Source organism: Streptosporangium sp. DT93, assembly GCF_049844535.1.
Taxonomy (GTDB): Bacteria; Actinomycetota; Actinomycetes; order Streptosporangiales; family Streptosporangiaceae; genus Streptosporangium.
In genome coordinates, this window is record NZ_JBNCLF010000023.1 from 30,317 (window position 1) to 51,226 (window position 20,910).

General features: G+C 71.8%; 20 protein-coding genes. 18 read left to right on the forward strand and 2 right to left on the reverse strand.

The window, feature by feature from the left end; translation table 11 throughout:
• The first annotated feature begins 142 nt into the window (after positions 1-142).
• From ACLQ2R_RS33960 to ACLQ2R_RS33980, 5 genes are all read left to right on the forward strand, one after another.
• Positions 143-1,648, forward strand: a complete 1,506-nt coding sequence (locus ACLQ2R_RS33960) for an FAD-dependent oxidoreductase (protein ID WP_425965508.1) — start codon at positions 143-145, stop codon at positions 1,646-1,648.
• A gap of 316 nt (positions 1,649-1,964) precedes the next feature.
• Positions 1,965-3,092, forward strand: coding sequence for a sensor histidine kinase (locus ACLQ2R_RS33965; RefSeq protein WP_425965509.1), 1,128 nt, complete (start codon positions 1,965-1,967; stop codon positions 3,090-3,092).
• Positions 3,089-3,742, forward strand: coding sequence for a response regulator (locus ACLQ2R_RS33970; protein WP_425965510.1), 654 nt, complete (start codon positions 3,089-3,091; stop codon positions 3,740-3,742). Before ACLQ2R_RS33965 ends, ACLQ2R_RS33970 begins: the two co-directional genes overlap by 4 nt.
• Positions 3,743-3,828: 86 nt before the next feature.
• A complete protein-coding gene (locus tag ACLQ2R_RS33975) occupies positions 3,829-4,713 on the forward strand; it encodes an ABC transporter ATP-binding protein (RefSeq protein ID WP_425965590.1) in 885 nt (294 codons plus the stop codon).
• A complete protein-coding gene (locus ACLQ2R_RS33980) occupies positions 4,710-5,450 on the forward strand; it encodes an ABC transporter permease subunit (RefSeq protein ID WP_425965511.1) in 741 nt (246 codons plus the stop codon). Before ACLQ2R_RS33975 ends, ACLQ2R_RS33980 begins: the two co-directional genes overlap by 4 nt.
• 44 nt (positions 5,451-5,494) lie before the next feature.
• On the opposite strand, the gene ACLQ2R_RS33985 is transcribed toward ACLQ2R_RS33980, so the two are convergent.
• On the reverse strand, positions 5,495-6,691 hold the full coding sequence (locus tag ACLQ2R_RS33985; protein WP_425965512.1) for an RNA-guided endonuclease InsQ/TnpB family protein: 1,197 nt from the start codon (positions 6,689-6,691) through the stop codon (positions 5,495-5,497).
• A gap of 1,117 nt (positions 6,692-7,808) precedes the next feature.
• Here ACLQ2R_RS33985 and ACLQ2R_RS33990 point away from each other — a divergent pair.
• The 9 genes from ACLQ2R_RS33990 to ACLQ2R_RS34030 all read left to right on the forward strand — a co-directional run bounded on the left by ACLQ2R_RS33990 (position 7,809) and on the right by ACLQ2R_RS34030 (position 17,294).
• Complete coding sequence (locus tag ACLQ2R_RS33990; protein WP_425965513.1) at positions 7,809-8,957, forward strand: inositol-3-phosphate synthase; 1,149 nt, start codon at positions 7,809-7,811, stop codon at positions 8,955-8,957.
• Positions 8,957-9,841, forward strand: coding sequence for an SCO3242 family prenyltransferase (locus ACLQ2R_RS33995; RefSeq protein ID WP_425965514.1), 885 nt, complete (start codon positions 8,957-8,959; stop codon positions 9,839-9,841). Before ACLQ2R_RS33990 ends, ACLQ2R_RS33995 begins: the two co-directional genes overlap by 1 nt.
• Positions 9,838-10,761 carry a sugar phosphate isomerase/epimerase family protein gene (locus ACLQ2R_RS34000; RefSeq protein WP_425965515.1) on the forward strand — a complete coding sequence of 308 codons (924 nt, stop codon included), beginning with the start codon at positions 9,838-9,840 and terminating at the stop codon, positions 10,759-10,761. Before ACLQ2R_RS33995 ends, ACLQ2R_RS34000 begins: the two co-directional genes overlap by 4 nt.
• Positions 10,758-11,393 (forward strand): EboA domain-containing protein, encoded by a 636-nt coding sequence (locus ACLQ2R_RS34005; protein WP_425965516.1) that lies wholly within the window; start codon positions 10,758-10,760, stop codon positions 11,391-11,393. The genes ACLQ2R_RS34000 and ACLQ2R_RS34005 overlap by 4 nt, the downstream gene beginning before the upstream one ends.
• The gene (locus ACLQ2R_RS34010) at positions 11,393-12,247 is read left to right on the forward strand and encodes a TatD family hydrolase (protein ID WP_425965517.1); all 855 of its coding nucleotides are present in this window, start codon (positions 11,393-11,395) and stop codon (positions 12,245-12,247) included. Before ACLQ2R_RS34005 ends, ACLQ2R_RS34010 begins: the two co-directional genes overlap by 1 nt.
• Entirely contained in the window at positions 12,247-13,374 is a 1,128-nt protein-coding gene (gene eboE / locus ACLQ2R_RS34015) for a metabolite traffic protein EboE (RefSeq protein ID WP_425965518.1), read from the forward strand. Before ACLQ2R_RS34010 ends, eboE begins: the two co-directional genes overlap by 1 nt.
• Positions 13,371-14,747, forward strand: a complete 1,377-nt coding sequence (locus ACLQ2R_RS34020; RefSeq protein ID WP_425965519.1) for an alkaline phosphatase family protein — start codon at positions 13,371-13,373, stop codon at positions 14,745-14,747. The genes eboE and ACLQ2R_RS34020 overlap by 4 nt, the downstream gene beginning before the upstream one ends.
• A gap of 559 nt (positions 14,748-15,306) precedes the next feature.
• Positions 15,307-16,215: a hypothetical protein gene (locus ACLQ2R_RS34025; RefSeq protein ID WP_425965520.1), complete on the forward strand. Its 909-nt coding sequence runs from the start codon at positions 15,307-15,309 to the stop codon at positions 16,213-16,215.
• Positions 16,212-17,294 (forward strand): hypothetical protein, encoded by a 1,083-nt coding sequence (locus ACLQ2R_RS34030; RefSeq protein WP_425965521.1) that lies wholly within the window; start codon positions 16,212-16,214, stop codon positions 17,292-17,294. Before ACLQ2R_RS34025 ends, ACLQ2R_RS34030 begins: the two co-directional genes overlap by 4 nt.
• A gap of 151 nt (positions 17,295-17,445) precedes the next feature.
• On the opposite strand, the gene ACLQ2R_RS34035 is transcribed toward ACLQ2R_RS34030, so the two are convergent.
• Positions 17,446-18,144, reverse strand: coding sequence for a hypothetical protein (locus ACLQ2R_RS34035; protein ID WP_425965522.1), 699 nt, complete (start codon positions 18,142-18,144; stop codon positions 17,446-17,448).
• 191 nt (positions 18,145-18,335) lie between these two features.
• Here ACLQ2R_RS34035 and ACLQ2R_RS34040 point away from each other — a divergent pair, with 191 nt between their 5' ends.
• The 4 genes from ACLQ2R_RS34040 to ACLQ2R_RS34055 all read left to right on the forward strand — a co-directional run bounded on the left by ACLQ2R_RS34040 (position 18,336) and on the right by ACLQ2R_RS34055 (position 20,908).
• Positions 18,336-18,989, forward strand: a complete 654-nt coding sequence (locus ACLQ2R_RS34040) for a TetR/AcrR family transcriptional regulator (protein ID WP_425965523.1) — start codon at positions 18,336-18,338, stop codon at positions 18,987-18,989.
• Between the two features lie 189 nt (positions 18,990-19,178).
• Positions 19,179-19,430 carry a class I SAM-dependent methyltransferase gene (locus tag ACLQ2R_RS34045; protein WP_425965524.1) on the forward strand — a complete coding sequence of 84 codons (252 nt, stop codon included), beginning with the start codon at positions 19,179-19,181 and terminating at the stop codon, positions 19,428-19,430.
• A 202-nt stretch (positions 19,431-19,632) separates the two neighbouring features.
• Positions 19,633-20,541 (forward strand): hypothetical protein, encoded by a 909-nt coding sequence (locus ACLQ2R_RS34050; RefSeq protein WP_425965525.1) that lies wholly within the window; start codon positions 19,633-19,635, stop codon positions 20,539-20,541.
• Positions 20,542-20,548: 7 nt separating this feature from the next.
• Positions 20,549-20,908 (forward strand): hypothetical protein, encoded by a 360-nt coding sequence (locus tag ACLQ2R_RS34055; protein ID WP_425965526.1) that lies wholly within the window; start codon positions 20,549-20,551, stop codon positions 20,906-20,908.
• Positions 20,909-20,910: the final 2 nt, after the last annotated feature.

Genomic DNA, 20,910 nt, shown 5'->3' on the forward strand with positions numbered 1-20,910 from the left:
CCCCCCCGCCCCCCCCCCCCCCCCCCCCGCGCCGCCCGCCCCCCCCCCCCCGGGGGGGGGGGGGGCGGCGCCCCCCCGCCCCCCCCCCCCCCCCCCCCCCACGGCGGTATCGGTGATCGCCCGATCGGCGTACCCTCCGACCATGGAACATGCGGGCACCGCTGTCGTGATCGGCGCGAGCATCGGCGGCCTGCTGGCCGCCCGGGCCCTGACCGGACGGTATGCGAAAATCACCCTCGTCGATCGTGACCTGCTGCCGGACGAGGCCACCGCCCGCCGCGGGGTACCGCAGGGGCGCCAGCTGCACATCCTGCTGGCCCGCGGCAGGGAGGTGTTCGAGGAACTGCTGCCAGGCCTGTCGGAGGAGCTGGCCCGCCTCGGGGCTCCGCTGATCGACCTTCACGACCAGGTCCACTGGTACAACGACGGACACCGGATGCACCGCGCGCCGTCGGAGCTGAGGGCCTTCGGGGTCAGCAGGCCCCTGCTGGAGCACGCGGTCCGGGCCCGCGTCACCGCACTGCCCGGCGTGAGCATCCTCCCCGGGCACGAGGTGGTCGGCCTCACCGTGACACCCGGCTCCCAGCGGGTCGAGGGGGTACGGGTACGGCCCCGCACGACAGGGACGAGCGAGCCGATCACAGAGCCGATCACAGAGTCGGTCATCGGCGCCGACCTGGTCGTCGACGCCGCCGGACGCGCCTCACGGACGCCCGTATGGCTGCGCGAGCTGGGATACGAGTGCGCTCCCGAGGAGCAGGTACGCGTCGACATCACCTACGTCACCCGCAACTACCGGCGCGAGTCCCACCATCTCGACGGACTGTCCGGCGTCCTGACCAACGCCGTCCCCGCCCTGCCCCGCACCGGGATCGTGGCAGCCCAGGAGGAAGATCGTTTCGCCGTGGTCCTCGCCGGCATGCTGGGCGAGGAGCCGCCCACCGACGACGAGGGCCTGGCACGCTACGCCACCAGCCTGGCCGCGCCGCAGATCGGCGAGGTCGTGCGGTCGGCGGTGCCGCTGGACGCGCCGGTGAGAATGCGCTTCCCCGCCAGCACACGGCGCCGCTACGAACGGCTGCGGAGCTTTCCCGACGGCTACCTCGTCGTGGGCGACGCACTGTGCAGCTTCAACCCCCTCTACGGGCAGGGCATGACGGTCGCCGCGCTGCAGGCGCGGCTCCTGGCCGATCTGCTCACCCGGAAAGGCGACCGCAAAGACGGCCGCGGGGACAAGAGGATCGCACGGCGGTTCTTCCGCGGCGCGGCCAGGATCATCGACGCCCCCTGGTCGATCTCGGTGGGAACCGACCTGCGCTTCCCCGAAGTGAAGGGAAGGCGCACGCCGAAGGTGCGCCTCGTCAACGCCTACGTCCACAGGCTGCACGCCGCCGCGACCGCCGACCCCGTGCTCGGCGCGGCCTTCCTGCGCGTCCTCAACCTGATCGACGCCCCCGCCCGCCTCCTCACACCGAAGATCATGCTTCGCGTCCTGCGCGGCGCGTCGGCCCGCCCGCCGGCGAAGACCTCCCCCGCCGCATGCGAGGCCGGCACCGACGGCCGGGCCGCGCACGCCCCGGCCGATCATGGCCCCACCACGGACCGGTCGCGGTCCGGCTCCCCCGGGAACGCCCCACCACGGGCCTGACCTCGGCCCCGCGTGACCTCGGGTAGGCTGGCCCCGCACGGACGCGACCTCCCCGCCCGCAGGTCACACGCGGCCCCGCCCGCTCCGGTACGCCACGAGCCGGGCCCCCGGACCGCTCGGCGTACGAGGTACGAGAAGAACCGTTCCGGCGGCCGGCCGGGATTCAACGACATTCAATGACATTCGACGGCATCGGCCCGCGCCACGAAGTGGCGACGGCCCACCCGGACGAGACCCGGCACGGACACCGTGCCGTCCGGGCCCACGGCGAAGCAACCTGACATGAGGTTTCAGCGTGCGTATGGCACGAACCCCCATGAAGATCACGCATTTCCTCAGACGCCCCCGGGTCTTCGACACGACGCTGGTGATCGTGCTCTCCGTCCCGGTGCTCCTGGGCATGGTCTCCGTACTCCCGGACACCGCCGCCGCGACCGTCCCGGGCGACACCCGGGTGATCCTGGCCATCGCCCTCCACCTGGCGAGCTCCCTGTGCCTGCTCACAAGACGTGACCGGCCGATCCTCACCACCGGGCTGGTGGCCACCCTGAGCGCCGTGGGCATCGCCACGCACTCGCTGTCCTTCCTCGGCCTGCCCTCATGCGTCGCCTACTACAGCCTGGGCCGCTACACCACCGGCCGCCCGACACTGATCACCTCGGTGACGGTCTTCGCCGTCTACGCGATCGACATGGAACTGACCCTCCCCAGAACAGGCGGCTGGCTGGCATCCCTGCTCGGCGTCCTCGCCCCCGTGGGCATCGGCCAGTTCGTCCGGCTCAGGGCCGAACTCAACGAGCGCGCCAGGCAGGAGACCGCCGGCGCAGCCGTAAGCGCCGAGCGACGGCGCATCGCCAGGGAACTGCACGACGTGGTCGCCCACCACATCACCGTGATCAACGCCCTGGTCGGCGGAGCGCGGGCCACGCTCCCCCCCGGGCAGGACGTCGCCAGAAACGCCCTGGAGAGCGCCGAACGAACGGCCCGCCAGGCCATGTCGGAGATGCGCCAGCTGCTCGACGTACTCAGGGCCGACGGCAACGAAGGACCGGACGCCGCGACAGGACTGAACGCGGAGCGGCTGCCCGTACTGATCGAAGAGGCCAGATCGTCGGGACTCCCCGTCAGCCTGGCGGTGACCGGCGAGCCCGTCGAGCTGACCGCCGCCGTGGACCACGCCGTCTACCGGATCGTCCAGGAGGCGCTGACCAACACACGCAAACACGCCATCAGCGCCAGGGCCGACGTGCGACTGGCCTACGAGCCGGCCGCGGTGGAGGTCGAGGTGGTCGACGACGGCCTGGCCAGAGAGACCGGCGTACCGGGATTCGGGCTCGGCGGCATGGCCGAGCGGGTGGCCCTGTGCGGCGGCCGCCTGTCCACGGGCCCGCGCCCGGGAGGCGGTTTCCGGGTGCACGCCCGCATCCCCTTGGAGAAACCATGATCAGAGTCCTGCTGGCCGACGACCACGAGCTGGTACGCATGGGCTTCAGGCTGATGCTGAACGCCCAGCCCGACCTGAACGTGGTCGGCGAGGCCGCCGACGGCGCGCAGGCCGTCGAACTGAGCAGAAGACTCCGGCCGGACGTGGTGCTCATGGACCTGCACATGCCCGGCCTGGACGGCGTACGCGCCACCGAGCTGATCACCGCGGAACTGCCGGGCGTCCGGGTGCTCGCGCTGAGCACGTTCGACCTGGACGAGAACGTGGTCGCGGCACTGAGGGCCGGCGCCGACGGATTCCTGCCCAAGGACATCTCCACCGAGGAGCTGATCGAGGGCGTACGCGTGGTGCACTGCGGCGAGTCGGCCGTCGCGCCACGCCTGCTGACCAGGCTCATCGGCACCTTCGTCCGCGCCTCACGCCCGAAGGCGGTACCCGCCGAACTGGCCGGGCTGACCAACAGGGAACGGGAGATCCTCCTGATGATCGCCCGCGGCCGCTCGAACCCGGAGATCGCCGCCGGCCTGTCCCTCTCCCCCTCGACCGTCAAGAACCACGTGACGAGCCTGTTCGCCAAGATCGGCGTCAGGGACCGGGCGCAGGCCGTGATCGTCGCCTACGAGGCGGCCCTGATCCACCCTGGGGAGTAGGAGCGCGATCCCAGAACCCTCCCCCGGGAACCGTTCCCCGGCAGGAGGAAACCGGCCGCCCGCGACGGCACGCTGGAACCATGACCGTGATTCGCGCAATGAACCTGAGCAAACGCTACGGCGGCACCACCGCGGTGACGGACCTGTCCTTCGACGTCAAACCCGGTCTGGTGACCGGATTCCTGGGCCCCAACGGGGCCGGTAAGTCCACGACCATGCGCATGATCCTCGGGCTCGACCGCCCGTCCGGAGGCTCGGCACTCGTGGGCGGGCGGCCCTACCACGAACTGCGGCACCCGCTGCGCAAAGTCGGCGTACTGCTGGACGCCAAGGCCGTGCAGGGCGGGCGCAGCGCCCGCGACCACCTGCTGGCCATCGCCCAGAGCAACGGCATCCCCGCGACCCGGGTGAACGAGGTACTGGAGACCACCGGGCTACGGGAGGTGGCCGGGCGCAGGGTCGGCGGCTTCTCCCTGGGCATGTCACAGCGCCTCGGCATCGCCGCGGCCCTGCTCGGCGACCCGGAGATCCTGATCTTCGACGAGCCCGTCAACGGCCTCGACCCCGACGGCATCCTGTGGATCCGCACCCTCATGCGCGAACTCGCCGCCGAGGGACGCACGGTGTTCGTCTCCAGCCACCTCATGAGCGAGATGGCCCAGACCGCCGACCACCTGATCGTGATCGGCAAGGGCAGGCTCATCGCCGACACGAGCGTCGAGGAGTTCATCGGGCGCAGCTCGCAAGGGTACGTACGGGTGCGCTCACCCCGGCTGGCCGAGGTGGCCGAGCTGATCAGGGTGGGCGAACCGCGCCCGGATCACCTGCGGGTGACCGCGATGAGCCCGCTCGAGATCGGCACGCTCACCGCGAGGGCCGCCATCCCGCTGGAGGAGCTGACATTCGTGCAGCCCTCGCTGGAATCGGCCTACATGGAGCTCACCAAGGACAGTCTGGAGTTCACGTCATGATCGACATCTTCAGGTCCGAATGGACCAAGATCCGCTCGGTCCGCTCGACCGTGTGGACCCTGGCCGTCACCGCCGTGCTGATGACGGGCCTGTCGGCCCTCATCAACGCCGCGGCCGAGAACGCCGCCACAGGGCCGGTCCCGGCCGACCAGGCGATCGCGATGAGCCTGGCCGGTACGATGCTCGCCTCGCTGTCCATGGCCACCCTGGGCGTCCTGGCCATATCCAGCGAATACCGCACCGGGGGCATCCGCACCTCCCTCATCGCCGTGCCCAGGCGCATGAGACTGCTGACCGCCAAGATCGTGGTGTTCGTCGCGATCTCGCTGGTCGTCTGCGCGGTCGCCTCGGCCGCAGCGGTCGGCGTCGGCCTGGCGATCTCCCGGCCGCCGTCGATCGAGATGGGCGAGGTGATGCGCTCCACGCTCGGGGCAGCCCTCTACCTGACCGCGTGCGGACTGCTCGGGCTGGGACTGGGCACGCTGGTCAGGCACACGCCGGGCGCGATCATGTCGGCCATCGCACTGATCCTGGTGCTGCCCACCGTGGCGGGCCAGCTCCCGGGCGGGTGGGGCAGGACCGTGGCCGAGTACTTCACCACGAACGCCGGCTCGCTGATCGTGTCCGGCCAGGACAACGGCTCCCTGGGCCCGTGGAGCGGGTTCGCGGTCTACCTGGTCTGGGTGGCCGTCGTCGTGATCGCGGGCGCCGTGCTGATGCAGCGCCGCGACGCTTGACGCGCTCCCCGGCCTGAAAAGCCGGGGGTTCAGCCGGTGCCGCGTCATGCGGCACCTCTGAGGCTTCCTGCTTCGTCGGCGTCCACCACCGCGAGCGGTGGTCCTACGTCACCTCCACAGGCGTTTAACCTCTCCGCCCGTCCGGCGGCGAGAATGTTGATCGCGGCGTTGACGTCCCGGTCGTGGGACGCGCCGCAGGCGCAGATCCACGACCGGACGTTCAACGGCATCGACCCGGCGACGGTGCCGCACGCCGAGCACAGCTTCGACGACGGGAACCACCGGTCGATCCTGGCGAAGGTCCGCCCGTACCGGGCGGCCTTGTACTCCAGCATCGCGACGAAGGCCGACCAGCCCGCGTCGTGCACGCTCCTGGCCAGCTTGGTGCGGGCCAGGCCGGACACGGCCAGGTTCTCCACGTACACCGCTTGGTTGTCACGGATGATCTGCGTGGAGAGCTTGTGGGCGAAGTCGCGGCGCGTGTCGGCCACGCGGGCGTGCGCGCGGGCGACCCTCACCCGCGCCTTGACCCGGTTCGCTGAACCCTTCGTTTTTCGGCTCAGCGCCTTTTGCGCTTTGCGGAGCTTCTTCGCCGCGCGCCGCAGGATACGCGGGTTGCTGATCTTCCGGCCGTCGGAGGTGACCGCGAAGTGCGTGAGCCCCAGGTCGATACCCACCTCGGACGCCACCTCGCGCAGAGGTTCGTCTGGTGTCTCGACGACGAACGACGCGAAGTAACGACCGGCCGCATCCTTGATCACGGTGACCGACGACGGCTCCGACGGCAGAGCGCGTGACCAGCGAACCGCCACGTCACCGATCTTCGGCAAACGCAGCCTCCCGCCCGCCGTGACGGCGAAGCGGGCGTTCCTGGTGAAGCGGATCGCCTGCCGGTTGTCCTTCTTCGACCGGAAACGGGGCGGCGCAACCTTGCGGCCTTTCCGCCTGCCCGACAGGGAGGCGAAGAAGGTGCGGTAGGCGGTGTTGAGGTCGGCGAGCGCCTGCTGCAACACCACGGCGGACACCTCACCGAGCCAGGCCCGCTCGGCGGTCTGCTTCGCCTGTGTGATGACCTGTTTGGACAGGTCACCGTCGCAGATGTACGGCAGGCCCGCCTCGTGGGCATCCCGGCGTGTGCGCAACCCGTCGTTGAACACCGTCCGCGCGCACCCGAACGCCCGTGCCAGCGTATGGCGCTGGATGGCGTCGGGGTAGACCCGGTACCGGTAACGAAGCCGCACGGCACCAATGGTGCCCTGCCTTATGGCTGAGCGGATGAGTGTCCGACAACTCCGAGACCGACTGGGCCACCGCATCGACGTCGCCCACTTCACCGGCGAACCCACCATCGCAGAACGCCACGGCGAACCCCGCGCCGTCCTGGTGTCCTACACCTGGTGGGCCGAGCGGGCCTTCACCCCCGGCCTGAAGACCGGAGCACCAGCCCGCATTTCGGTAGCCACCCCCATCCCTGGCGTCTCGGAGCGCCGCCGGCCCGCGCCAGGGCCTTGTGGAACGGCGCACGGTCTCCGTCCTCCGTTCGACGGGCAGGCGGGCAGGCGGGCAGGCGGCGTCTTCCGAGGCGTCCCGAAGGCCTCATCCAGGACCGCCGGATTCCGGTCCCGTGCGGTGCCATCGGCCGGTTAGCTCGTCAGCCCTCCAGGACCCTTGGGTTCTGCGAGCTGTCTTTAGTCCTTTATGTCTCTTTTGTCTATTTTTTACGATTGATGCCCTTTACAAAGTAGATTACTAATGTCCGATATTGCCTAATGCTGAACGTGGAGATCGTCGCAGGGACGGCCGGCCGGGGGCCGATCGGCAGCGTGCCGAACGCCGTCGAACGATGAGCGGCCCACGGCTTCCGGCTCCACGGCCCCCGGCCCCGCACTCCCCTGTCGGCCGACACCCGCCGATGCCCGCCGATGCCCGTGACGTCCGCTTTCCCTCCGGACCGAAACCCGGCCAATGAAACCGACAAAACTTCCCATAAGCCCCATAAAGGTATGGGGTGCGCCCGGCCGAGACGGTCTCCCCCATCCCGGTATCCCCAGATCGGGCAGTCCGGGCGCCCCTCCCGACCGGCCGTCCTTACACCAGGACACTCTGGCGAAAAAATATGTTCCTGAAACATATATCCGTAATATCCGCACAAAGTACGATTCATCGCGGAGGTAGGTCGAACCCCCCGGTTCGACCCGCCGCGGGGTCGTCCTCTCCACGTCACCCACCACGCATGCCCGCTGTGACATCCCTCTCCGGCCGGATGGCCGAAACGGTGATGTCATCGGCACCGCACGGCCTCGGCCGGGCGGATGAGAACCGTCATGCCCCAGGGGCCGGCTCACCACAGGAGGTCAGATGCGCACGGGAGTGTGGCTGGTAGGAGCCCGAGGGTCCGTCGCCGTCACGAGCGTGATCGGAGCGCTGGCGGTGCGCGCCGGCCTCGCCCCGCCGACGGGTTGCGTCACGGAACTGCCCGGCTTCAACGGCGCCGGGCTGCCGGGTCTGGGAGACCTGGTCTTCGGCGGGCACGACATCGTCCCGACCCCGCTGGAGAAGAAGGCGGCCGCCCTGGCCGGGGCCGGGATCGTACCGGCCAGGCTGGTGGAGGCCCTGCGCGACGAGCTCGCGCGGGTCGAGGAGGACCTGCGGCAGGTGCCGCTCGCCGGGGACCAGGCCGCGACCGCGGAGCTGATCGGCGCCGACATCACCTCGTTCCGGCTGCGGCACGATCTGGAGCGGGTCGTCGTCATCAACGTCTCGACCACCGAACCGGCCCCCGGGCCCCACCCGGCACACGCCGACCTGGACCTGCTGGAGACCGAGCTGGCGAGCTCGCGGGACCTGCTGCCGCCCAGCGCCCTGACGGCGTACGCCGCCTTCCGCGCGAACTGTCCCTACGTGGACTTCACCCCCTCGACGGGCGCCAGGCTGCCCGCCCTGGAACGGCTCGCCGAACTGCGGGGACTGCCGTACGCCGGCCACGACGGCAAGACCGGCGAGACGCTCGTCAAATCGGTGCTCGCCCCGATGTTCGCCCAGCGTAACCTGCGGGTCCGCACCTGGTCGGGGATGAACCTCCTGGGCGGGGGGGACGGCGCCAACCTCGCCGATCCCGCCGCCAACGCCGCCAAGGCCGCCAGCAAGCAGCGGGTGCTGGGCGAGACGCTCGGCTACACCCCGCAGGGCGAGACCCGCATCGAGTACGTGGAGGACATCGGCGACTTCAAGACCGCCTGGGACCTGGTCACCTTCGAGGGGTTCCTGGGGACGCCCATGCGCATGGAGTTCACCTGGCACGGGTGCGACTCCGCCCTGGCCGCACCCCTGATCCTGGACCTGGCCAGGCTCACGGCGGCGGCGCACCGCCAGGGCCGCATTGGGCCGCTGGGCGAGCTGGCCTTCTTCTTCAAGGACCCGCTCGGGACGGTGCCGCACGCGCTGGCCGACCAGTGGCGGACGCTCCGCGCGTTCGCCGTCACCCTCGGCGGACAGGAGCCGGTCTGATGCCGTCGGTGCGCGATCTCGCGGAGCTCGTGCGCGCCCCCGCCGCCCTGTCCGTGCCCGGTGACGTCGCCGCCGGTGCCGCCGCCGGGCAGGTGCTCGGCGGCCGCACCCTGGGACTGGCCTGCTCCTCGGTCTGCCTGTACTGGGCGGGAATGGCCGCCAACGACTGGGCCGACCGCCACCTGGACGCGGTGGAACGCCCCGAGCGGCCGATCCCCTCCGGCCGCGTGTCGCCCGGCACCGCGCTCGGCCTGGCCGCGGGACTCACCGCCGCCGGTCTGGCGGCGGCCGCGCTCTCCGGCGGCCGCCGGGCCCTGACGGTCGCCGTCCCGCTCGCCGCAGCCGTCTGGTCCTACGACCTGATGGCCAAGAACACGGCGGCGGGCCCCGCGGCGATGGCGCTGTGCCGGGGCCTGGACGTGCTGCTGGGCGCCACCCCGGGGCCGGGCGTCACCCGGGCGCTGCCCTCGGCCCTCACCGTCGCCGCCCACACCTACCTGCTCACCGCGCTGTCGCGCGCCGAGGTCTCCGGCTCCGGTCACGGCCTCCCCGCGGCGACCCTCGCGGGCACCGCCGCGCTCGCCGTGGCGACCGCCCTGGCGGGCGGCGACACCCCGGGCGCGCCCCGGGCCGCGCGGGCGGTGCGGGTGGTGCGGGCCGGGCTCACCGCCTGGTACGCCGCCGCGTTCGGCCTGTCCCAGGCCCGGGCGGTCGCCGAGCCGTCGGCCCCGCGGCTGCGGGCCGCCGTCGGCACCGGCATCGTCGCGCTGCCCGCCCTGCAGGGCGCGCTCGTCGCCCGCGGAGGCGCCACCCGCGAGGGCATCGCGATCGCGGCGGCCGTCCCGCTCGGCCGGGCCCTCGCCAGGAAGGTCTCCCCCACATGAGCCCCGGCGACACGAACGCGATCCCCGACGTGGTCCCGGGCGTGGTCCCGGGCGTGGTCCCGGGCGGGGTCCCGGGCGGGGGGCCGAGGTTCGGCTACGGCACCAACGGGTTCGCCAACCACCGGCTGGCCGACGCGCTGCGCGTCATCGCCGACCTCGGCTACCAGGGGGTCGCCCTCACCCTCGACCACGACCACCTGGACCCCTACGAGAAGGGACTGGCACGCAGGGTCGCGGCCACCTCCGGCCTGCTGGGCGACCTCGGCCTCGGCGTGGTCGTCGAGACCGGGGCCCGCTACCTGCTGGACCCGTGGCGCAAGCACGCCCCCACGCTGCTGCACGACGAGCGGGAGGCGCGCCTGGACTTCCTGGGCCGGGCCGTGGACATAGGCGCCGACCTGGGAGCCGAGGCGGTGTCGTTCTGGGCGGGCGTTCGCCCGGAGACGGTCGGCGAGGCCACGGCCTGGGCCAGGCTCGTCGACGGCTGCGCCCGCGTCACCGAGCGGGCCGCCGCCGCCGGCGTGCCGCTGGGCTTCGAACCCGAGCCCGGCATGCTCGTCGAGACGATCGCCGACTGGCGCAAACTCCACGCCGAACTCGGCGAACCGGCCGGGTTCGGCATCACGCTGGACATCGGCCACTGCCGCTGCCTGGAGCCCGACCCGGTCCCCGACTGCGTCAGGGCCGTCGCCGCCCACCTGGTCAACGTACAGATCGACGACATGCGCCGCGGCGTGCACGAGCACCTGGAGTTCGGCGAAGGGGAGATCGACTTCCCTCCCGTGCTGCGCGCCCTGACCGAGTGCGGCTACCGGGGCCTGGTCGCGGTCGAGCTGCCCCGCCACTCGCACGCCGCGCCCCAGGTGGCCGCCCGCTCCCTGGACTTCCTGCGCGCCGCCGCGGAAAGGACGACCTCATGACCCCGCCACCCGCCCCCCGCACGGAGGACCTGCTGGCGGCGCTCGGCCAGGAGTGGCCGGCCGACGCCCGGCGCGACATCGCCGCCGATCCCACGACCCTCGCGCGGCACTTCGCCTCCGCCGGGCGGCGCGCCGGACGGGCGCCGCTGCCGGACGCGCCCGGCTGGAGCGCCGACGAGGCGGCCAGGGCCGTCCTGCTCGCCGCGCTCCCGCCGGACGCGGTGGCCGCCCAGGTCACCGACCTGTACCGCGGCGGCGACGCCGACGAGAAACGCGCCGTGCTCAAGGCACTGCCGCTGCTGCCCCCCGGCACGGAGACGACGCCGCTCCTGCACGACGCGATCCGCACCAACGACACCCGCCTGGTGGCCGCCGCGCTCGGCCCCTGCGCCCGCCACCTCGACCAGACCATGTGGCGGCAGGCGGTGCTCAAGTGCGTGTTCATGGGCGTTCCGCTGGCCGCCGTGGACCGCCTGGAGGAACGGGCCGACGCCGAGCTGGCAGGGATGCTGGCCGCGTTCGCCGAGGAACGCGCCGCGGCCGGCCGCCACGTCCCCGCCGACGCGACCGCGCTGCTCGACCACCTGACCGGCGAGAATCCCGGCCGGCCGGCCGGCGAGAAGGAGACCTGATGCGGATCTTCGACCCGCACATCCACATGACGTCGCGCACCACCGACGACTACGCCCGCATGGCCGCCGCCGGGGTGCTCGCCGTCGTGGAGCCCGCCTTCTGGCTGGGCCAGCCCCGCACCAACCCCGGCTCGTTCACCGACTACTTCGACTCGCTGATCGGCTGGGAACCCTACCGCGCCGGGCAGTTCGGCATCCTGCACCACGCCACCATCGCGCTGAACCCCAAAGAGGCCGGGGACGCGCGCTGCCGCCCCGTGCTCGACCTGCTGCCCCGCTACCTGGACAAGGACCGCGTCGTCGCGGTCGGCGAGATCGGCTACGACTCGATGACCCCCGCCGAGGACGACGCCTTCGAGCGCCAGCTCGCGATGGCCGTCGACCACGGGCTGCCCGCGCTCGTGCACACCCCGCACCGCGACAAGGCCAAGGGGACCCGGCGCACCCTGGAGGTCGTCGCCGCCTCCGGCATCGAACCCGGACGGGTCGCCGTCGACCACCTCAACGAGGTCACCGCGGGAATCGTGCACGACTCGGGCTGCTGGATGGGCTTCTCCATCTACCCCGAGACCAAGATGTCGCCGCCACGCATGGTGGAGATCCTGCGCGAGCACGGCCTGGAGCGGGTGCTGGTCAACTCCGCCGCCGACTGGGGCGTGTCCGACCCGCTGCTCACCCTGGAGACCGGCAGGGCGATGCTGGAGGCCGGGTTCGACGAGGACGACGTCGACCGGGTGCTGTGGCGCAACCCCGTGGAGTTCTACGGCCAGTCCGGACGCCTGGACCTGTCGCAGGTCACCGGGGCCGCGGAGCCCACGTTCGAGGGCAGTTCCATCAAGCGCGGAGGGTCGTGATGCGGCTGCGTCACCCCGGCGGGCAGGTGCTGCACCTGAGCTACTGCACCAACGTGCACCCGGCCGAGGACCTCGGCGGCATCGTCGAGCAGCTCGACACCTACGCGGTGCCGATCCGCGCCCGCCTCGGCACCGAGACACTGGGGCTCGGGCTCTGGCTGGCCGCACCCGTCGCCGCCGCGCTCGCCGCCGACCCCGCGCTCCTGACCGGGCTGCGCCGCGAGCTGGACGCGCGGGAGCTGGAGGTCGTGACGCTCAACGGTTTCCCCTACCGCGCGTTCCAGGACCCGGTGGTCAAGCACGCGGTCTACCACCCCGACTGGACCACCCCCGAACGGCTCGCCTACACCCTCGACCTGGCGCGCGTCCTGGCCGTCCTGCTGCCGGACGACGCCGCCAGGGGATCGATCTCCACCCTCCCGCTCGCCTGGCGCCACCCCTGGGACGAGCACATGTCCGGCCTCGCCACGCGCAGGCTCGACGAGCTCGCCACCGGGCTCGCCGCCGTCGAGTCCGCCACCGGCCGAACCGTCCGGGTCGCGTTCGAACCCGAGCCCGGCTGCGTGGTGGAGACCACCGACCAGGCCGTGCGCGCCCTGTCCGGCGTCGACACCGACCGGCTCGGCGTCTGCCTGGACCTCGCCCACCTGGCGTGCGCGTGGGAGCGGCCCGCCGACGCGCTGCGCCGCTACGCCGAGGCGGGCCTGCCCATCGTCAAGGTGCAGGTCTCCGCGGCCCTGGAGAGCGACGACCCGGAAACCCTGCGCGAGTACGCCGAGCCGCGCTTCCTGCACCAGACCCGCAACGCGGCCGGCGACGACGCCGACGACCTCGACGAGGCGTTCGAGCGGAAACTGCCCGGACCGTGGCGGGTCCACTACCACGTGCCGCTGCACGTCGCGCCGCAGGCGCCGCTCGCCACCACCGTGCCGGTGCTGCGCGAGGCCCTCGCGCAGCTGGCCGGCGGCCCCGAACCGCTCTGCGACCACTTCGACGTGGAGACCTACACCTGGGGCGTGCTGCCGGTCGCGCTGCGCCCGCAGACCCCCGACCGGCTGGCCGCGGGCATCGCCGACGAGCTGGATTTCGCCCGTACCGAGATGCGCCACCTGGGAGTGAGAGCATGACGTCTTTGCTGGTCCTGGACGTGGTGGGCCTGACCCCCAGACTGCTGGCGCACATGCCCAGGCTGCGCGCCGTCGCCGACGGCGGCTTCCAGGCCGAACTCGGCACCGTGCTGCCCGCCGTCACCTGCTCGGCCCAGTCGACCTTCCTCACCGGCGTCACCCCCGCCGAGCACGGCGTCGTCGGCAACGGCTGGTACTTCCGCGAGCTCGGCGAGGTCCTCCTGTGGCGCCAGCACAACGCGCTGGTCGGCGGGGACAAGCTGTGGCACGCCGCCCGGCGCGAGCGGCCCGGTTTCACCGTGGCCAACATCTGCTGGTGGTACGCCATGGGCGCCGACGTCGACTGGACGGTCACCCCCCGGCCCATCTACCGCGCCGACGGGCGCAAGGACCCCGACTGCTACACCTACCCGCCGGAACTGCACGAGGAGCTCACCGCCTCCCTGGGCGCCTTCCCCCTGTTCAGCTACTGGGGCCCGGGAGCGGGAATCGCCTCCTCCACCTGGATCTGCCGCGCCACCGAGCAGATCATGAAGGACCACGACCCCGACCTGACCCTGGCGTACGTGCCGCACCTGGACTACGACCTGCAGAGGTTCGGCCCGTCCGACGCGCGCTCGGCCGCCGCCGCCTCCGAACTCGACACCGTCCTGGCCCCCCTGCTGGACGCCGCCGCCGCGCGCGGCACCACCGTGGTGGTCCTGTCGGAGTACGGCATCACCGACGTCTCCCGCCCGGTCGACGTCAACCGGATGCTGCGCGCCGAAGGGCTGCTGAAGGTCCATACCCAGGACGGCATGGAGTACCTCGACCCCTGGACCTCCCGCGCGTTCGCCGTCGCCGACCACCAGGTGGCCCACGTCTACGTCGCCGACCCCGCCGACGTACCGGCCGTCGCCAAGCTCTGCGCGGGCCTGCCCGGGGTCGCCGAGGTGCTCGACGAGGAGGGCAAGGCCAGGAACGGGCTGGCGCACCCCCGCGCCGGGGAGCTGGTCCTGGTCTCCGAGCCCGACTCCTGGTTCACCTACTACTACTGGCTCGACGACGCCCGGCGTCCCGACTTCGCCAACCTGGTCGAGATCCACCGCAAGCCCGGCTACGACCCCGCCGAACTGCTCTTCGACCCCGCCGCCCCCGGCGCCGCCAAGCGCAGGGCCGCGGTGGCGCTGCTGCGCAAGAAGACCGGTATGCGCTACACGATGAACGTCGTCGGCCTCGACGCGGGCGCCCGCGCCGTCCGGGGCTCACACGGCCGCCTGCCCGACGACCCCCTCGACGGGCCGGTGCTGCTCTGCTCCGACCCCTCCGAGGCCGACGGCCGGATCGCCGCCACCGAGGTCAAGGATCTGCTGCTCCGGCTGTCCCTGCGCTGAGCCGCGGCGTCGCCCACAGCGGTTTCCGGCTCGCCGGCCGATGGCCCGAAGAAAAAGTCCGATCATTCCTTGTCGTGATGGTTCCCCCCGGCCCGAGAATCCCCGGAGCGCGCATTCCGGACGCTCTCCGGGGTTGTTCGCGGCCGTTCACCTGTTACGGTCGTTCCGGGCGTTTTCCTCATGAGAGAATTCACGTTCCGTCCGGACCGGATGAACGCGCGGGGCGGGGCCGGGCACGGAGCGGGTCCCGCCGTCCGCCGCGGTCACCACCCGGGCCGGCGCGGACCGGGGCCTGCGACGCCGTCCCGGAGGACCGGCGGGCGAGGGGCGGGGAACAGCCCGTCGGTACCGCCTCCACGACACCCACGATAAAGCACAGAAAATACGATATTTCCCGTTATTTCGCTTGTCGTAATATCCGATCGTTACCGCCATACCGCATTGACCATGTGGGCACTCTTGCGTTCCCCGCCGGAGGAGCCGACTCTGGGACTCGGAAAGGAATCGGCGACGTTCCCCAGGGGGACCCATGGCGCCATTACCACCACGCGTCCTGGTAATGACCGGCATCCTCGGCCTCGTGGCGATCCTCGGCATCGCCTGGCTGGTCGGCGTCGCCACGAACGACGGCGGGGACCCCGTCGGCAGCGGCACGAGCGCCACCGACGGCGTCACCGACGACACCACCACGGGCGGCACCGGCGCCCCCGGTGACGCGGCGAGCACGCCCGGCGACGCGACGGACGCGTCCGGACACCCGACCGGCGGCCCGACCGGCACGGGTGCGGGCGACGGACGGCGGCCCGGCGACGGGTCCACGCCACAGGCGTCGCGCAACGACCGCCGCAGCATCACCTGGAACGGTGTGCGCCTCGACGGCTCCTCCGGGGGCCCCGGATGCGTCACGATCATCAACAAGACCTCCACCCCCGGAACGATCGAGTCCGTCTCCTTCACCGTGGTGTCGGGCCCCGGCCGCGCCACCGCCCGCTCGGCCCCCGAACACTGCGAGCCCACCGGCGATCCCCTGTGCCAGGGGGTCCGGCTCAAGACCGGCTACCAGTGCCTCGCGGGAGCGATCATCACGGGCGACGCCTCCGACAGCCCGTACGTCATCCAGGCGGTGGTCCGCTTCCGGTACATGTGCGTCGACGTCGAGGACGCCCCCTGCGACGAGGTCCGCGACTGGCGCGGCCTGACACCGACGGCGGAGGCACCGGTGGAGGTGACCGGCACGACCGACACCAACGTCCCACGGTTCGAGTTCTTCATCGGCGACTCCTCCACCTCGCCCCCGGACGGCGAGGGCGGTTCGAGCACCTCTCCCGAGGCGTCCCCCGAAGCGTCGCCGGACGACACCGCCCCCTCCCCTGAGGTCACGGACACTCCGGCCGGGGAGGAGGACACGGGCACCCGGGACGACGGCACGACCGGCGGTGACCCGGCGCCGACCGAGGAGGGGCGGTGACGAGCGAGATCCGGCCGCCGCCCCCGACGTCCGGCCGGCCGGGTGCGGGTGAACCACCCGCACCAGCACCGTCGGCACCGGCACCGGCGGCACGCGACGACTCGGCCACCGTCCAGGCGCCGACGCCCGTCACGCACACGCGCGCGCCCGTCCCCGGGACATCCGACGGCCGGGACGGCCCCGACGCCCGGGAGCCGTCCGACAGCGGAACGCCCGGCGCCCAGGAGACGCTCCCGGCCCGGATCCGGCAGCTCGCCGAGGCCGTGGGCCCCACCACGCTGGTCACCGCCCTGCTGGTCTACTTCGGCTACCTGGCGACCCGTGGCCGCTTCGACTACTTCGGCGTCTCCCTGGAGCTGACGGGCCTGTCCAACCAGAACCTGCTCCTCTACGGCCTTGAGGTCGTGCACGTGCCGGCCGCGCTGCTCTGCCTCGGCGCGCTGCCGGTCATCGGCGTCCACGCCGCCGTGTCCGCCCGGCTCGCCCGCCACCCCGGTGACGTGACCAACACCTTCCTGGCCGCCGGGATCGCGCTCGTCGGCGTCCTCCTGACCGGCCGCGCGATGATCGGCATATTCCTCGAGGACCCCAGCACCAGCGTGGTCATCGGCACCACGCCGCTGGCACTGGCGTCCGGCCCGGCCACCGTGGCGTACGGCCTGTACGTCCACGGCAGGAACCGCGACCGGCCGCTCATGTCACCACGCCTGGCCAGGTACGGCGTGGTGAGCGTGCTGGGCCTGGCCGCCGCCGGTCTGCTGTGGGCCTTGACCACGATCGCGTGGGCCTACGGCATCGGCAGGGGTGAGCAGGACGCGCACGAACTGCCCCGGCGTGCCGAGGTCGTCCTCGACGTGAAGGAGCCGTTGCGCGACGTTCCCCCCGGCATCACCCACATCCCGCTCACCACCACCGGCAAGGACCCGGGCTTCGCGCACCGCTACCGCGGCTTCCGGCTGCTCCTGGCCTCCGGAGGCCGGCTCTTCCTGGTCAACCCGGCGTGGAAACTCGGCCGCGACCAGACGATCGTGGTCCCCTACGACGGCAGCATCCGCATCCAGCTCATCTCCCAGCCGTGACGGCCGCTCGTGCACCGGGACGGCCGCTCGCTCGGCCGTCCTCAGTCTCGCAGAGCATCCGGTGGAGCGTCCTGTCAGCGAACACCTGGTCTCGTGCTGCCGGTCATCGGGAGTACAGGCCGCCGCTGTGGTGGTGTGGTGGTCGGCTTGCTCACAGTCCGTGCTTGCCGGTGGCCCAGTACGGCTTGGTGGTGATGGCGCGGCGGCTCAGGAGCCCGCTGTCGAGGAGGGCGTGGCGTTGGCGTTGGATGGACTGGGCGTGGCCGAGGAGGACCGCGCCGTCGATGCCGGTGAGGGTGTCGTTCGCGGTGGCGTGTTCGAGCCAGGCCTGGAGGGCGTCGCCGGGTGCTTGCTGGGCGGGGACGAAGTGGTGGTGGGGCCAGCGGTCGGCGAGCGGCCGCTGGGCGTCGGGGGGGACCTCGATGACGGTGGTGTGGTGGCCGGCGGCGTGGGCGTCGATGGTGGCGAGGGTGCAGCCGTCGCCGAGGTAGAGGCGCCGGGTTCCGGGTTCGCGCAGGGGGCGGTGCCGTCCGGTCAGCAGCGTGAACTCGGTGCCGGCGTGCAGCAGGCGGATCCAGTGCGCGCCGGGGCCGTCTGTGTGGGGGGCGGCCAGGATGGTGATGTGCTCGGGGTCGTGGTCGTTCACGGTGCGCACGGTGTAGCGGCGGCCTTGGGTGGGGGTGGCGCGGATCTGGATCTCGTGGCCCGGTCGCCAGCCACCGGGTGGCGCCTCGGCGCGCAGCTCCACGTGGACGAACCCCGGGGCGGGCTCGCTCAGGTCGAGGACGTGAGCGCGGCGGCCCATGAGGGATTCGGCGAGTCTGCCGATGAGCGTGGGTGCCTGCGGCATGGGTGTCGTCCTTTGCGGTGGGAAGCGGTTGCGCGCCTGGGGCGGGGATCGTTGCGGGTGCGGTGATCTCGGCCGAGGGTCGGCCGGCGATCGGTGACCGGCACGGCCGGTGCGGCCGCCGGGGATTCAGGCACGTTCCGAACACTACACCGTGCAGTGTAGCTCTACACCGGCCGGTGTAGGCTCCGGGTGTGGCAGACGCGGCGAGCACGAACAAGCAGGTACGCGAAGGATCCCGGGAGAAAAGGGCGGCGATCATCGCCGCCGCGCGCGAGCTGTTCGCGCACCGGGGAGTGGACGCGGTGAGCATGGACGCCGTGGCCGCCCACGCCGGAGTCTCCAAGCGCACCGTCTACGACTACTACGGCGACAAGAACCGCCTGTTCCTGGCCATCCTGTCCGACACCTCCGACGCCCTGAACGCCTCGATCGAGCAGGCTCTGGAGCGGCACCTCCCTCACGACGGCACCATCACCACCGTCGCCGCACTCCAGGAGGCGATCACCGCACTGGTCGTGGAGCTCGGCAGGACACTCGTCGGGTCCGCCGACTACGCCGCCGCGTTCGCGCTCGTCGCCCAGCGGCGCTGGCGAGAGCCGAGCAGCCAGGACGACGTCGTCACCGCGCCGGCCGAGCAGGCCCTCGCCGAACGCCTCACCCACTTCACGAAAGCCGGCCTCCTCGACACCGACGACGTGCGCACCGCCACCCACCACCTCGCCGCGCTGACCGTCCTGCTGGCCTACAACGACCAGCCCGACCCCGCTTCCGCCGACCCCGACCGCATCCGCCAGATCATGACCGACGGAGCCCGCGCCTTCATGCGCGCCTACGCCACCCGCTGACCGAACCGCTCCGGCACCCACAGCTTCGACGTTCTCCCGGTGGCCGGGGGCAACGAACGACAGCAACTCGTCGGGGACCACGCGGCCCTGCTCGCGCAGCGTGGTGACTCCCACCCCTCACACCCGCACGCGACGCCGCCGGGCAACGAGCACTCCACCACCGGACGAGCCGGAAGAAAGAGACGTCTCATGAGTGAAGCGTTCTACGCGCACGCGAGGCTGTACGACCTCATGTTCCCGGGCAGCGAACCCGCGGCCGGCTTCTACCGGGCCGAAGCCGGTCGGCAAGGCGGGCACGTACTGGAACTCGGATGCGGCACCGGGCACAAACTGATCCCCATCGCCTCCGACGGGCACCCGTGCGTCGGCCTGGACTCCTCGCCGGACATGCTGGCCGAGGCCCGGCGCAAGGCGGACGAGCGCGGCGTGGCGGTGGAATGAAATGTCCGTATAGCCGTCCAGCTCGGCGGGAAAGCGGGCCAAGGCCCTCCTGCGAGTTGAGAACAACCCTTATTTCCTACTTTTTTTGTGTATATTGCGAAGATCATGTGGGTGACCCAGGAGGCAGGATGACATCACCGGCAGATCCGTTCGTCGCCGGCACACTGCCGGACGGCGACCGTAACGACAGGGCCCGGCGGCATTGAAGATCAGTCCCGGTCGCGCGAGCATCTACGGGTTCGGCACCCTCGGCATCGCCGCCTTCGTGTTCGAGATGCTGGCCGTCGACCACCCCGAGGGCGACCCGGACAAGGCGCGCCGGGCCGCCGCCGTCTGGGCCCGCCTGGCCGACCGCGTCGAGAAGAGCCCCGGCCACACCTACCCGGCCGCGGAGTCGGTGTGGCGCAGGAACAGCGGGGGCGGGGTGGAGGAGTTCAAGGCGGCGGTCACCGCCGAGCTGTACCCGCCGGCCGAGGAGGACGGGTACGCCGCCAAGCTCGCGAAACGGTGCCGCGACAACAGCGCGGCCTGCACGGCCTTCGCCGAGACGGTCGAGGCGGCCCGGGACGCGTACTGGACGCTGGCCCTGGCGAACCTCGCCAGTTTCGTCTTCATCACCACCTTCCCCTGGCAGGCCGGGGCGGCGTACCAGATCACGCAGATCCTCATCCGGCGGGCGCAGGCCCGGCTGCTGGCGAAGCTGCTGGAACACAACATGGCCAAGATCGTGCTGAGCAAGCTGACGGAGTACACGATCGGCAGCGTCTTCTTCTCCGTGGGCGACGTGGCGGCCGTGGCGGGCGTCAAGGCGGCACGCGGTGAGTCACCCGGCTCGTTTCAGGAGAACACCACGCAGGCGCTGAAGGAGTTCACCGCCTCGGTCGCCTTCTACGGGGTGTTCGACGCGGCCGCGCCCCTGGCCAGGAAGGTGACCGCGAACGCGGACGTCCAGAACTTCCTGAACCGCATGGCCGGCGGGTCGATCGGGTACGGCCCCTCCTACGAGGCCATGAACGGGCAGTCGGGCCAGGACCTCGTCCCCACCTGGGAGCAGACCCTGGGCCGCGCGCTTCTGTACTTCACCATGGCTCACAAGCCGGCGGGAGGCTGAGGACGACGTGGAGTTCGACAAACCACAGATCCGCTCGGCGGCGGGCGCGTTCACCCTCGAAGGGAACGACCTGGCCGCGTTCGTCACCGAGGCCACCGAGGAACTGAACGCCATCGGCGACTTCTGGGGCGGCACCGCGGAGGGCGTGACGTTCTTCAAGGGCCAGGGCGGCGCGAGCGGCTACGAGGCGGTCACCGGTCAGATCATCTCGGGCCTCACGGTGTTCCTCGACGCGCACCACGAGATCGCCGGACGACTGCGCCTCATGACCGGCAACGTCGAGGTGACCGACTGGAACACCGTGGACGACGTCCTGTCGGCACTTCCTCCCGCCGATCCCGGCCGGCCGATCTGGGGTGCGGACTGACC

Coding starts and splice junctions, on each gene's coding strand:
- ACLQ2R_RS33960 (WP_425965508.1), top strand. CDS start 143: ATGGAACATGCGGGCACCGCTGTCGTGATCGGCGCGAGCATCGGCGGC.
- ACLQ2R_RS33965 (WP_425965509.1), top strand. CDS start 1,965: ATGAAGATCACGCATTTCCTCAGACGCCCCCGGGTCTTCGACACGACG.
- ACLQ2R_RS33970 (WP_425965510.1), top strand. CDS start 3,089: ATGATCAGAGTCCTGCTGGCCGACGACCACGAGCTGGTACGCATGGGC.
- ACLQ2R_RS33980 (WP_425965511.1), top strand. CDS start 4,710: ATGATCGACATCTTCAGGTCCGAATGGACCAAGATCCGCTCGGTCCGC.
- ACLQ2R_RS33990 (WP_425965513.1), top strand. CDS start 7,809: ATGCGCACGGGAGTGTGGCTGGTAGGAGCCCGAGGGTCCGTCGCCGTC.
- ACLQ2R_RS33995 (WP_425965514.1), top strand. CDS start 8,957: ATGCCGTCGGTGCGCGATCTCGCGGAGCTCGTGCGCGCCCCCGCCGCC.
- ACLQ2R_RS34000 (WP_425965515.1), top strand. CDS start 9,838: ATGAGCCCCGGCGACACGAACGCGATCCCCGACGTGGTCCCGGGCGTG.
- ACLQ2R_RS34005 (WP_425965516.1), top strand. CDS start 10,758: ATGACCCCGCCACCCGCCCCCCGCACGGAGGACCTGCTGGCGGCGCTC.
- ACLQ2R_RS34010 (WP_425965517.1), top strand. CDS start 11,393: ATGCGGATCTTCGACCCGCACATCCACATGACGTCGCGCACCACCGAC.
- eboE (WP_425965518.1), top strand. CDS start 12,247: ATGCGGCTGCGTCACCCCGGCGGGCAGGTGCTGCACCTGAGCTACTGC.
- ACLQ2R_RS34020 (WP_425965519.1), top strand. CDS start 13,371: ATGACGTCTTTGCTGGTCCTGGACGTGGTGGGCCTGACCCCCAGACTG.
- ACLQ2R_RS34025 (WP_425965520.1), top strand. CDS start 15,307: ATGACCGGCATCCTCGGCCTCGTGGCGATCCTCGGCATCGCCTGGCTG.
- ACLQ2R_RS34035 (WP_425965522.1), bottom strand. CDS start 18,144: ATGCCGCAGGCACCCACGCTCATCGGCAGACTCGCCGAATCCCTCATG.
- ACLQ2R_RS34045 (WP_425965524.1), top strand. CDS start 19,179: ATGAGTGAAGCGTTCTACGCGCACGCGAGGCTGTACGACCTCATGTTC.